Genomic DNA, 12,549 nt, shown 5'->3' on the forward strand with positions numbered 1-12,549 from the left:
GATTTAGTGAATGGTCAGCGTGGTGGCCTTGCTCACGGGCTCCAGGCGGACCAGCGTCAGGGTCAGCACACCGTTTTCCAGCTTGGCGGTGCTGGCGCTGGCATCGATCTCGGTGGGCAGCTCCCACGCACGCTGCACCTTGCGCGGTGCGCCGTCCACGCTTTGCACCTGCACCACCTGGCCTTCAATGCTGATCGAGAGCTGTTCGCGGGCCAGGCCGGGCACGTCCAGCTGCAGGGTGGTGGCTTTTTCGTCCTGCGTCACGGTGCAGCCGGCGGCGGGTGCTGCCGCTGCGGATGCAGGCTGTGCCAGCGCGCCCATCAGAAAACGTTGCAGCGCCAGGTCGGCGGAACGGGGGGCTTGGGCATAAGCGGCGCGGCGGATCACGGGGGCGAAGATCATGGGTAACTCCTATACACTGCGCGGCTCTCGACGTGGTCGCCGCATGGCAGAGAGGTGTGTGCGGCCACGCCGCATTTCAAGGGAAAAATGCCATGAATAAATTGCAATCCGTGGGCTTGAAATCAGGCGCTGCGGCATTACGTCACACCGTTTGGGCGGCCGCAGTGGCCCTCGCAGGCGCCGTGGCGTTGGCGCCCGCCGCGCGGGCGCAGGCCCCGGCCCCCGCCGCCGTGGCCCAGGCCAAGCCGGTCAAGCTGGCACTCATCGAAAGCCTCTCGGGCCCGTTCGCCAACACCGGCGAGGCCGTGTACCGCAACATCTACTGGGCCATGGAGCGCGTGAACACGCGCGGCGGCGTGCAGCTGCCTGCCGGTAGCGGTGGCCCCCGCCCGCTGGTGCTGGAGCGCTACGACAGCAAAGGCCAGAACGAAGAGGCTTTGTCTGCCTTGCGCGCCGCGATCGACGATGGCGCGCAGGTCATCCTGCAGGGCAACTCGTCGTCCACGGCTGCCGTGCTGATCGAGGCCATCAACAAGCACAACGAGCGTGAGCCGAATAAGCGCGTGCTGTTCCTCAACTACTCGGCGGTGGACCCCATCCTCACCAACGAGAAGTGCAGCTTCTGGCACTTCCGCTTTGATGCCCATGCCGACATGCGCATGGCCGCGCTGATGGAGGTGATGCGTGAGGACAAGGCCTTGAAGAGCGTGTACCTCATCGGCCAGGACTACAGCTTTGGCCAGGCCGTGCTGCGCGAGGCCAAGAAGCAGCTGGCCGTCCAGCGCCCCGATGTGGCCGTGGTGGGCGAAGAGCTGCACCCCATCGGCCGCGTGAAGGACTTTGCCCCCTACGCTGTCAAGATCAAGAGCAGTGGCGCGCAGGCCGTGGTCACCGGCAACTGGGGCAACGATCTCACGCTGCTGGTCAAGGCCGCGCGGGACGTGGGCTACGAGGGCAGCTTCTACACCTTCTACGGCAACGCGCTGGGTGCGCCCGCTGCGATTGGCGACGCAGGCATCGGCAAGGTGGTGGCCGTGGCCGACTGGCTGCCCAACGTGCCGGGCGCGCAGAGCGAGGCGTTCTACCAGTCCTTTCGTACACGCTTTCCCAAGCCGCAGGACGACTATGTGCACATGCGCATGCAGCTGATGATTGAGGCACTCGCGCAGTCCATCGAGCGTGCGGGCAGCACGGATGTGGTGGCCGTTGCGCGCCAGATGGAGTCGGCCAACGTGCAGCTGGCCGGCCAGGGCGGCACCATGCGCGCGGCTGACCACCAGTTCCAGCAGGCGCTGGCGGTGGGCGTGATGGACAAGAAAGGCGCGCCCGGCGTGAAGTTCGACGTGGAAGGCTCGGGCTACGGCTTCCGCGTGGTTCGGCAGATTGCAGCGGCCAAGGCGCAGCAGCCGCACAGCTGCCAGATGCAGCGCTACTGATACGTGGATTCGCTCCGGGCGGCCGGGGCGACCGGGGTGATCGCGCTCAGCGCCGGATCCGGTGGCCGGTCTTGAACACCCACCACACCACGGTGAGGCACAAGGCCATGAACACCAGCGTCATGCTGGTGCTCACCGCGATGTGCACGTCGGCGTGGCCGTAGAACGCCCACCGCAGCCCGCTGATGAGATAGACCACCGGGTTGAACAACGAGACGGTCTGCCAGAACGGCGGCAGCATGCTGATGCTGTAAAACGCTCCGCCCAGAAAGGTGAGCGGCGTGATCACCAGCAGCGGGATGACCTGCAGCTTCTGAAAGCTGTCGGCCCACAGGCCAATCAGGAAGCCGAACAGGCAGAACGTGACGGCCGTGAGCACCAGAAAGCCCACCATCCACACCGGGTGCGCCACCTCGTACGGAACGAACACCCGGGCGGTGGACAGAATGAGCACCGACACCAGCAGCGACTTGCTGGCCGCCGCGCCCACGTAGCCCAGCAGCACCTCCACCCAGTTGACGGGTGCGCTCAGCAGCTCATAGATGGTGCCTGACCACTTGGGCATGTAGATGCCGAAGGCTGAGTTGGAAATGCTCTCGGAGAGCAGCGACAGCATGAGCAGGCCGGGGATGATGTAGGCGCCATAGCTCACCCCGCCGATGTCGCCCATGCGCGAGCCGATGGCGGAGCCGAAGACGATGAAGTACAGCGCGGTGGTGAGCACCGGCGCAATGAGGCTCTGCATCCAGGTGCGGAAGGCACGGTTCATTTCAAAGCGGTAGATGGCGCGCACGCCATGCAGGTTCACACCGGTCATGCTGGGATCGCTTTCTGGGCCGAAGGGGTGGGGGCCTTGTCCTGGTGCACCAGGCTCACGAAGATGTCTTCGAGCGAGCTTTCGCTGGAATGTAGGTCCTTGAAGTCGATGCCGTGCTCCGTCAGGGCGCGCAGCAGGGCGGCGATGCCGGTGTCTTCCTGCTGCGTGTCGAAGGTGTAGGTCAGTACGGTGCCGCCCTGGCTCAAAGATAGCGGCCACCGGGCGAGCGTTGCGGGCACCTGCTCCATGGGCTGCTGCAGTGCGATGGCAAGCTCCTTCTTGCCCAGCTTGCGCATCAGCACGGCCTTGTCTTCCACCACGATCAACTCGCCCTTGCGGATCACGCCGATGCGGTCAGCCATGTCCTCGGCTTCTTCCAGGTAGTGGGTGGTCAGGATGATGGTGGTGCCCGCGTCGCGCAGCGCCCGCACCAGGCGCCACATGTCGTGGCGCAGCTCCACATCCACGCCCGCGCTGGGCTCGTCGAGGAACAGAATCTTGGGTTCGTGCGACAGCGCCTTGGCGATCAGCACGCGGCGTTTCATGCCGCCCGACAGCGCAAGGATCTTGTTGTCCTTCTTGTCCCACAGCGACAGGTCCTTGAGGATCTTCTCGATGTATGCGGGGTTGGGGGCCTTGCCAAACAGCCCTCGGCTGAAGTTCACCGTGGCCCACACGGTCTCGAACGAGTCGGTGTGAAGCTCCTGGGGCACCAGGCCAATCGCCGCACGGGCGGCGCGGTAGTCGCGCACCGTGTCGTGCCCATCTGCCGTAACGGTGCCCGCCGTGGCATTGCTCATGCCGCAAATCACGCTGATCAGCGTGGTCTTGCCCGCGCCATTGGGGCCGAGCAGGGCAAAGATCTCGCCGCGCCGGATGTCCAGGTCGACGTTCTTGAGTGCCTGAAAGCCGCCGGCGTAGGTTTTGCTCAGGCCTCGTACGCGGACGATGGCGTCCGTTTCGGGTGCTGGAGAAGGTGATGCAGGCATGGGGAGGGTTCTCTTGGAAGGCCAGGGCGCGCCGCCTTGGCCGGGCCGCTGCACAAGCGGTCGAAGCGGGGCATTGTGGACTGACTTGCGCAAGCGTGCAGCGCGGGGGCTCCGTGCCCGCAGAAACCTCCGGGTTCAGCCGGTGGGTGCGTGGTTCGCAGCGCGGGGGGGGGGCCATCAGCGCGCCGCCGCCACCTCGCGCCCCAGCTCGATCACCGCCATGGCGTAGTAGCTGGACCAGTTGTAGCGCGTGATGGCGTAGAAGTTCTCGGTGCCCGCCACGTAGCTGGGCGCATCGTTGCCGTTTTGCAGTTCCACCAGCGCCAGCGGGCCGGTGTGCTGCGCACCCTGGGCATCGAGCACGGCGCCCTTGGCCAACATGCTGGCGGCACTGAAGGTGGGCAGGATGTCGGGGGCGAGCAGGTCGTCCAGCTGTAGGCGCGCGTTGTCGAACTGCACCCCAAAGTGCGTGGGCATGCCGGGCGTCCAGCCGTGGCCGCGGAAGTAGTTGGCCACCGAGCCAATGGCGTCGGCCGGGCTCTTGAACAGGTCCACGCGGCCGTCGCCGTCGAAGTCCACCGCATAGCGCACCCAGCTCGATGGCATGAACTGGCCCAGGCCCATGGCGCCAGCGTAGCTGCCGCGTGGCTCAAAGGGGTCGGTGTTGCTGCGGTTGGTGAGGCTCAGGAACTGCTCCAGCTCGCGGCGGAAGAATTCGGTGCGCTCCTTGGCGCGCGGGTGGGCCGAGGGGAAGTCAAACGCCAGGGTGGCCAGCGCGTCCATCACGCGGAAGGTGCCCATCTGCTGGCCGTAGATGGTCTCCACCCCGATGATGCCCACGATGATCTCGGCGGGCACGCCAAATTCGCGTTCGGCATGCTCCAGCGTGGCCTGGTTTTCCTGCCAGAAGCGCACGCCTGCACGGATGCGAATGGGGTCGATGAAACGGCTGCGGTACACACGCCAGTTCTTGGCCGTGCCCTTGGCCGGAGGCAGCATGAGGCGCGGCACCTGGGGCAGAAAATGCGCCTGGCCGATGGCCTGACGCACCCATTCGCGGTCCAGGTCGCGGCGCGCGGCCAGGTCGTCGGCAAACTCCATGGCCTCGGGCCGCGCCGCGTAGAGCACCGGGGCCTTGGCACTGGCCCGCCCCTGGTGGGCCTGGCCGGCTTTGGCATGCGCCTTCTGGGCTGCTGATTTGGGTTGGTTTTCGGGCTTTGCGCTAGCGGGTAATGCACAGGCAGCTATCAAAAAAATAGCTGCTGCGGTCCAGGGTGCTGTCTTCTTCATGTCAATGGTTCGTCATGTTGTGGCTCCCTCAAGCGTCCGATACCGGCGCGCTCCAAGACCAGGGATGCCAAGCAAGGGCCGCCCCGCAGCGAGGGCATCGTCCCCCTTCCCGCGCAAAGCGCGAGAGAAGGGGGAGGCGGCGCAGCCGCTCAGGGGGATGGTTCACTGCTTCGGCCAGGCGATGCTGCGGAACTCCCGCCGCAAATCGCCCAGGGCGGCCTCAGGGTGGGGGGCGTAGCGCACGCGCTCCAGCCGCAGCAGCCAGTCGGCCACCGCCGCAGCGGGTGCGCCGAATTGTGCCTGCACCCGTTCGGCCATGGCCCGTGGCGGCAGGGTGTCGGGCACCACCAGCCCGGCACGGGCCAGGCGTTGGCGGGCGCGTGCCAGCAGACGCAGCCATGGGTCGTGCTGGCTGCGCTCCCACAGGCTCCAGCCCATGCCCCCGATGGCTGCCACGATGATCAGGATGCCTAGCACCATGGTCAGGTCCTGCCAGCTGGGCGACTCGAAGCCCAGGGACTTGAGCAGGTCCAGCTGGCGGCTTTGCGTGTAGTTGAGCACCCACTGGTTCCAGCTGTTGTTGACGGCCTCCCACACGGCGCGCAGGTTCTGCGCGACGCCCGGGCTGATGACCGTGCCCATGGCAGTGGCAAAGGCGCCCTGGGGCGCGCGCAGCCGCTGGAAGGCGCCGGTGCGACCGGGCGACACCGCGCCCGTGGGGTCCACCCGCACCCAGCCCCGGCCGGAGAGCCAGACTTCGGCCCAGGCGTGGGCGTCGCTCTGGCGCACGGTCCAGAGCTTGTCCACGGGGTTGCGGTCGCCGCCCTGGTAGCCGGTGACGATGCGGGCCGGAATGTCGAGCGCGCGCATCAGCACCACAAACGCCGAGGCGATGTGTTCGCAAAACCCCTCCTTGCGGTCAAACCAGAACTCGTCGGCCGTGTGCTGGCCGTACACGCCGGGTTCCAGCGTGTACACGTATCCGCCAGTGCGCAGGCGGGTCAGGGCGGCGTTGACCAGCGCCTCGGCGTTGTCCTGCGAAGGGTTGGGGTTGAGCTGCGGGTTGCTGCGCAGCTCCTGCGCCAGCGCCAGCGTGCGGGGGTTGAAGCCCGCAGGCAGCTCGGTGTAGACGCGCAGGGCCGCGTTGGAGGCACTGGGGCCATGCTCGAACTGCGTATAGCTTTCTGCCTTGTAGCGCACCACGTCGTTGATGGCACGGCTGGTCAGCCACTGCAGGTCCTGCGTCATGAAGGTGTCCATGCCCGCCACGGCGGGCTTGTCCACGGCGGCGTCCAGCAGCAGCAGCCAGGGGCGCTGGTGAGGCTCCAGCGTCACTTCGTAGCGCACGGGTTGGCCGCGCACGCGCAGGTTGGCCGCAGTGCTGGCGCGCGCCTGCGACAAGTCGCCCGGGCGGGGCGATACCGGGTGCCACTCGACACCGTCGAAGGTACCGAACACTGGGCCGCGGAAGTACAGATCGCTTTGGGGCGGTGCCGCGCCGTCAGGGGTGTCAAACCGCACGCGCATGGCCACGGTGTCGTCCAGCGCCAGCTCGGCAATGTTGCCCACCTTCATCACACCCGACAGGCCGCTGCGCCCGCTCATGGTGTCGCTGGGCATGCCCCACAACGGCGCCATGCGTGGGAACAGCATGAACAGCGCCGCCATGATGGGCGCGCCCAGCAGCGCCATGGCGCCCGCCGTGCGCAGCGCCTGCGACAGGGGAGGCCGCCCCACGGGCATGTGGGCATTGACCAGGGCCGTGAGCAGCCCCAGCAGCGCCACCAGCATGGCGGCGGCCGTGAACAGCGACTGCGAGAAGAAGAAGTTGCTGAGCATCGTGAAGAAGCCCAGGAAGAAGACCACCAGCGCATCGCGCCGCGCGCGCAGCTCCAGCATCTTGAGTGCCAGCAGCATCACGATCAGCGTTACTCCCGCGTCGCGGCCCAGGATGGTGCGGTGCGTGTACAGCGTGCCTGCCACGGCCAGCACCAGCGGAATGGCCAGCACCCAGCGTGCGGGCAGCGGGCGGCCCTTGAAGGCCAGCCAGCCGCGCCACAGCATCAGTCCGGCCGCCAGCAGGCTCGCCCAAGCGGGCAACACGTTGACCTGCGGGGCGATGACCCACGCAATCACGACCAGCAGGAACAGCGTGTCGCGCGCGTCGCGCGGCAGTGCGTGGAGCGTCTGGCGCAGGCTCATGGCAGCGCGGCGGAGTGGAGGGCGACGGATTTCATTTTGCTACTAACTTGATAGCTATTAAGGCAATATGAACATGCGCTTGCGGCCAATATGGACTGAATTAAGCGGCAACGGGTCAACACAGGGCCAATGCCTCCAGGCAGCGGCGGCGGTGGGCCGCACCGGTGTCGGGCGCGATCTCGGTGCTGGGCAGGCGCAGGCCATAGTCCAGGCCCAGGCGGTCGGCCTGCAGCACCCAGGCCGTCAGTCGCGACACGCGTGCCTCGTGGTTGGGCAGGGCGGCGTGGGCCAGGTCCAGCCACAGCTCGTGCCGCTGCGCCTGTTGCGCGTCACGGCTCACCAGATCGTCGGTACCGGTCGCCAGCGACTTGGCGGCCTTCTTCCAGACCACCAGCTTGAGCGGGTCGCCGCGCCGGTAGGCCCGCACACCGTCGAATTCGCCAATGCCCTGCGACGGTGCATTGCCCGTGCCTCCGGCGCGGGGCTCGCCCGGCGGCAGGGGCTGCGGCGGCACTTCAGGCGCCGGGTACACCAACACCTCGGCAGCGGGGCGCCAGTAGGTCCACACGCGGAAGGTGCCGAGCGGAAACCGCGTCTCGGCCGTCAGGGTGGGCACGCGGTGCAGCCCCCGGCGACCCGGCTGGAAGGCGACCTGCACGCTGGCCTGGCCCTGGGCAGGCACGTCGGTCCAGGCCCAGTGGTGTTCGGCCTTGCCGGCGCCGTGCACCGCCAGGGCAATGCCATAGCGCGGCGACTTGCGATCACTGGACAGCTGGATCTCGAACGCCGTGCTCGTACCCAGAAAATGCGGCTCGGGCGCTTTCAGGTGCAGCGTCAGCCCGCGCAGGTTGGCGTGGCAGATGTGCATGCCCACCACAGCGCTGCCCGCCAGCAAAAAGGTCAGCAGGTAGCCCAGGTTGAGCTGGTAGTTGATGGAGGCCACCAGCAACACCACGAGCGTGAGGGCCAGCATCCAGCCCGAGCTGGTGGGCAGGATGTAGACATTGCGCTGGGTGAGCTGCAGCGTGTCGGACAGCGGCAGGCGTGCCTGCCACCAGCGCTGGAAGCGCCTGCGAAGGCGCGCCACGGGGCTGAGCCGCGCGGCCAGGCTGCGCCAGCCCGTGGGCGTTGCGAGGGATGGGTGGGCGGCGGATTCCATTGGTCAGGGCAGCGGCACGGCGTCGACCATGGCGCGCACCTGCTCGACCGCGCCGCGCCCGGCGTCGCCCACGGGCACCAGGCGGTGGGCAATGGTTTGCGGCAGCACGGCCTGCACATCGTCCGGCGCCACATAGTCGCGCCCGCTGATGAGGGCCTGGGCCTTGGCCGCGCGCAGCATCGCAATGCCCGCGCGGGGCGACAGGCCCTGCAAGAACCAGCGGCCCGAGCGGGTGGCGGCGATCAGGTCCTGCACATAGTTGAGCAGCGGATCGGCGGTGTGCACGGCCTGCACCTGGCGCTGCAGTTCGGCCAGCTCCTCGGCGGACAGCAGGGGCAGCAGGCTGCTCACCATGTCACGCCGGTCGTCGCCCGACAGCAGCAGCCGCTCTGCGGCGCGGTCGGGGTAGCCGATGGAGATGCGCATCAAGAAGCGGTCAAGCTGCGACTCAGGCAGCGCAAAGGTGCCCAGCTGGTCGTGCGGGTTCTGGGTGGCGATCACGAAGAAGGGGTGGGGCAGGGCGCGGGTTTCGCCCTCGACCGAGACCTGCTTTTCTTCCATGGCTTCGAGCAGGGCGCTCTGCGTTTTGGGGCTGGCGCGGTTGATCTCGTCGGCCAGCAGCACCTGGGCAAACACCGGGCCGGGGTGGAACACAAAGGCTTCCTTGCCGCGTTCGTATACCGACACGCCGGTCAGGTCGCTGGGCATCAGGTCCGCAGTGAACTGGACGCGCGAGAACTGCAGCCCGAAGGTGTGGGACAGCGCGTGCGCCAGTGTGGTCTTGCCCACGCCAGGCACGTCTTCGATGAGCAGGTGCCCCCCCGCCAGCAGGCAGGCCACGCAGTCCTGAACCTGGGCCTTTTTGCCCACGATCACCGTGTTAAGCTGATCCAGGAGCGATTTGATCTTGTGCTGTGCATTCATGGCACGACGTTATCCGAAAAACGGCAAAAAATGCGAGACGCGGGGACAAGACTGTGAGCAAGACGGGCTATTTCACCCACCGGGATTGTTGGAAGCACGAGATGGGCCCGGGCCACCCCGAATGCCCCGAGCGGCTGGATGCGATTGAAGACCGTTTGCTGGTCACCGGCGTGGGTGACGCGCTGGAGCGCTACGAGGCCCCTGAAGCCTCCCTGGCCGACATCGAGCTGGCCCACGGCCGCATGCACATTGCGGCACTGCGTGGCCTGTCCGACCGGCTCAACGAAGAGCTGATGGCTGGCGGCCCGAGCTACGCGCAGATCGATACCGACACCTCCATCAATGCCCATACCTGGAAGGCGTCCCTGCGTGCCGCAGGTGCCGCGCTGGCCGCCACCGATGCGGTGATGGCGGGCGAGGTAGAAAACGCGTTCTGTTCCGTGCGCCCCCCAGGGCACCATGCCTGCCGCGACAAGGCCATGGGTTTCTGCTTTTTCAACAACGTGGCGGTGGCCGTCAAATACGCCTTGCAGCGTTACAACCTGCAGCGGGTGGCGGTGGTGGACTTTGACGTGCACCACGGCAACGGCACCGAAGACATACTGGCCAATGACCCGCGGGCGCTGATGGTGAGCATCTTCCAGCACCCGTTCTACCCCTACAGCGGCGACCACGATCCCGCCCCCAACATGGTCAACGTGCCCGTGCCGGCCTACACGCGCGGCATGGACATCCGCGAGATCATCGAAATGATGTGGATGCCCCGGCTGGAGGCTTTCAAGCCCGAGATGATTTTTGTGAGCGCGGGCTTTGATGCCCACCGCGAGGACGACATGGGCCAGCTGGGCCTGACCGAGCAGGACTACACCTGGATCACCCAGCGCGTGAAGGACGTGGCCCGGCGCTACTCCAAAGGCCGCATCGTGTCGTGCCTGGAGGGGGGCTATGTGATGGGGCCCCTGGCGCGCAGTGTGGAAGCGCATCTGCGAGTCCTTGCGGATCTGTGAGCCCTCTGGCGGAGGGCGCCACCGGTGCTCTGGCAAGGTTGCCTCCACGGCAGCGCTGGCCCGGAGGCCTGCCGGTTTCGGCGGTGCCGGGCATGCAAAACACTGGAGAAGAATGATGACGAATTCCAATGATCTGCTGCACATTGCCCGCGACACACGCGGCGTAGTCACCCTGACCCTGAACGACCCTGCCCGCTTCAACGCGCTGGGCAGCGAGATGCTCACAGCCCTGCAGCAGGCGCTGGACGGTGCTGACCGCGACGAGTCAGTGCGTGTGGTGGTGCTGGCGGCAGCCGGCAAGGCGTTTTGCGCGGGCCACAACCTCAAGGACATGGCGGCCCACCCGGAGCTGGCGTACTACCAGAAGCTGTTTGCGCAGTGCAGCCGCATGATGTTGACCATCCACAAGCTCAGCGTGCCTGTCATTGCGCGGGTGCAGGGCATGGCGACGGCTGCGGGGTGCCAGCTGGTGGCGCAGTGTGACCTGGCCGTGGCGGCCGACAGCGCGAGCTTTGCGACCAGCGGTATTCACTACGGTCTGTTCTGTGCCACGCCCAGCGTGCCGCTGGTGCGCAATGTGCCTGCCAAGCGGGCAATGGAAATGCTGCTCACCGGTGACTTCATCGATGCGCCTACCGCGCTGGCACAAGGGCTGGTGAACCGTGTGGTGCCGGCCGATGCGCTGGATGCCGAGGTCGAGCAACTGGTGCAATCCATCCTGCAAAAGCCCCGTGTGGCCGTGGCCATGGGCAAGGCGCTGGTGTACCAGCAGCGCGAGCTGGGCATCGACGCCGCCTACCAGCTGGCGGGCCAGACCATGGCCACCAACATGATGGACGATGCCGCCCAGGAGGGCGCCCGTGCGTTTGCCGAGAAGCGCCAGCCCGCCTGGAAGCGTTGAGGCACGGCACGATGGACAAGCCGATGCTCGACGACGTGGGCCTGTGGGTGCAGGCCTTTCTCAGCCCCACGGTGCTGGTGGAGCTGGCCGTCCTGGCTGTCTGTGTGGGCCTGGCCTGGGGGCTGGTGGCGCTGCTGCAGCGCGGCCTGCGCCGGGGCGACCCGCGCTCGATCCTGTTTGGGGTGCGGATTGTGGACGGCGCGCTGTTCCCGCTGGTGCTGCTGAGCCTGGCCTACATCGCGCGCACCTTGCTGCACCACTGGGTGGCGCTGGCGGCTTTCAAGATTGCGATCCCCGTGCTGGTGGCGCTGGTGGTCATTCGCATCGGCGTGAAGGTGCTGCAGGTGGCCTACCCGGATGCTGCCTGGGTTCGGCCCATCGAGCGCTCCATCTCCTGGATGGCGTGGCTGGGCATGGTGCTATGGGTCACCGGGCTGCTGCCGCTGGTGCTGGACGAGTTGGACCAGATCCACTGGAAGGTAGGGGGTGCGACGCTGTCGGTGCGCACCATCATCGAAGGGGCGGTCACCGCCGCTGCGGTGCTGCTGATTGCCTTGTGGATCTCGGCGGCCATCGAGTCGCGCCTGCTGCGCTCGGCCACGGGGGCCGAGCTGTCGCTGCGCAAGGCAGTGAGCAATGCGGTGCGGGCGCTGCTGGTATTTGTGGGCTTGCTGGTGGCCTTGTCGTCGGTGGGCATCGATCTGACTGCGCTGTCGGTGCTGGGTGGTGCGGTCGGCGTGGGCATCGGCTTTGGCCTGCAGAAGCTCGCGGCCAACTATGTGAGCGGGTTTGTGATCCTGGCCGAGCGCAGCATGCGCATTGGGGACAACGTCAAGCTCGACACGTTCGAGGGGCGCATCACGCAGATCAATGCCCGCTATACCGTCATCCGTTCGCCGTCGGGCCGCGAGTCCATCGTGCCCAACGAGCTCCTGATTACCCAGCGGGTGGAAAACCTTTCTCTGTCGGACCCGCGCGTGTGGATGTCCACCGTGGTCAGTGTGGCCTACGAGAGCGATGTGGACCAGGTGGCCCAGTTGCTGACCAACGCCGCCCTGGTCAGCCCACGGGTGCTGCGTGACCCGGCCCCCAGTGCGGCGCTGTCAGCCTTCGGTGCTGATGGGCTGGAGTTCACCGTGGGGTTCTGGATTGCGGACCCTGAAAACGGGTCGTTGGGACTGCGCTCGGACATCAACCGGGCCATCCTGAGTGCGCTGCGGGCCCATCAGATCGAAATTCCCTATCCACAGCGGGTTATGCATGTACAGGTGGATGGAGCGCTGCCTACGGGGGTAGCCCCTGGGGCGCCCACCGCGTCTGCACCGACTGCGGCGGCATGAACCAGGGGTGGGCGGCATGTTCCGGCAAACCTGCGGTAGCGCAGGCGACAGCAAACTCTAGACACCGGCCGTGCGCACTCGC

The 12,549-nt window shown here is 66.9% G+C and carries 11 protein-coding genes; 4 read left to right on the forward strand and 7 right to left on the reverse strand.

Going from position 1 to position 12,549, the window contains the following annotated elements; translation table 11 throughout:
- Positions 1–3 precede the first annotated feature (3 nt).
- Entirely contained in the window at positions 4–402 is a 399-nt protein-coding gene (locus tag C8C99_RS03575) for an Hsp20/alpha crystallin family protein (protein ID WP_108624977.1), read from the reverse strand.
- Between the two features lie 92 nt (positions 403–494).
- Here C8C99_RS03575 and C8C99_RS03580 point away from each other — a divergent pair, with 92 nt between their 5' ends.
- Positions 495–1,838 (forward strand): branched-chain amino acid ABC transporter substrate-binding protein, encoded by a 1,344-nt coding sequence (locus C8C99_RS03580; RefSeq protein WP_108624978.1) that lies wholly within the window; start codon positions 495–497, stop codon positions 1,836–1,838.
- 46 nt (positions 1,839–1,884) lie between these two features.
- Here C8C99_RS03580 and C8C99_RS03585 read toward each other — a convergent pair whose 3' ends face one another.
- From C8C99_RS03585 to C8C99_RS03610, 6 genes are all read right to left on the reverse strand, one after another.
- Positions 1,885–2,646 (reverse strand): ABC transporter permease, encoded by a 762-nt coding sequence (locus C8C99_RS03585; protein ID WP_056640850.1) that lies wholly within the window; start codon positions 2,644–2,646, stop codon positions 1,885–1,887.
- A gap of 5 nt (positions 2,647–2,651) precedes the next feature.
- Entirely contained in the window at positions 2,652–3,644 is a 993-nt protein-coding gene (locus C8C99_RS03590) for an ABC transporter ATP-binding protein (protein WP_108624979.1), read from the reverse strand.
- A 177-nt stretch (positions 3,645–3,821) separates the two neighbouring features.
- Positions 3,822–4,934, reverse strand: coding sequence for a lytic murein transglycosylase B (gene mltB, locus C8C99_RS03595; protein WP_108624980.1), 1,113 nt, complete (start codon positions 4,932–4,934; stop codon positions 3,822–3,824).
- 162 nt (positions 4,935–5,096) lie between these two features.
- Positions 5,097–7,136, reverse strand: coding sequence for a DUF3488 and transglutaminase-like domain-containing protein (locus C8C99_RS03600; RefSeq protein ID WP_108624981.1), 2,040 nt, complete (start codon positions 7,134–7,136; stop codon positions 5,097–5,099).
- Positions 7,137–7,251: 115 nt separating this feature from the next.
- Entirely contained in the window at positions 7,252–8,295 is a 1,044-nt protein-coding gene (locus tag C8C99_RS03605; protein ID WP_108624982.1) for a DUF58 domain-containing protein, read from the reverse strand.
- Positions 8,296–8,298: 3 nt separating this feature from the next.
- On the reverse strand, positions 8,299–9,219 hold the full coding sequence (locus C8C99_RS03610; protein ID WP_056640673.1) for a MoxR family ATPase: 921 nt from the start codon (positions 9,217–9,219) through the stop codon (positions 8,299–8,301).
- A gap of 53 nt (positions 9,220–9,272) precedes the next feature.
- Here C8C99_RS03610 and C8C99_RS03615 point away from each other — a divergent pair, with 53 nt between their 5' ends.
- The 3 genes from C8C99_RS03615 to C8C99_RS03625 all read left to right on the forward strand — a co-directional run bounded on the left by C8C99_RS03615 (position 9,273) and on the right by C8C99_RS03625 (position 12,467).
- Positions 9,273–10,226 carry a histone deacetylase family protein gene (locus C8C99_RS03615; RefSeq protein WP_199226310.1) on the forward strand — a complete coding sequence of 318 codons (954 nt, stop codon included), beginning with the start codon at positions 9,273–9,275 and terminating at the stop codon, positions 10,224–10,226.
- Between the two features lie 115 nt (positions 10,227–10,341).
- Positions 10,342–11,127: an enoyl-CoA hydratase gene (locus tag C8C99_RS03620; protein ID WP_108624983.1), complete on the forward strand. Its 786-nt coding sequence runs from the start codon at positions 10,342–10,344 to the stop codon at positions 11,125–11,127.
- A gap of 11 nt (positions 11,128–11,138) precedes the next feature.
- Positions 11,139–12,467 carry a mechanosensitive ion channel family protein gene (locus C8C99_RS03625; protein ID WP_108624984.1) on the forward strand — a complete coding sequence of 443 codons (1,329 nt, stop codon included), beginning with the start codon at positions 11,139–11,141 and terminating at the stop codon, positions 12,465–12,467.
- The last annotated feature ends 82 nt before the right edge of the window (positions 12,468–12,549 follow it).

Source organism: Acidovorax sp. 107 (genome assembly GCF_003058055.1).
Lineage (GTDB): Bacteria > Pseudomonadota > Gammaproteobacteria > Burkholderiales > Burkholderiaceae_C > Acidovorax.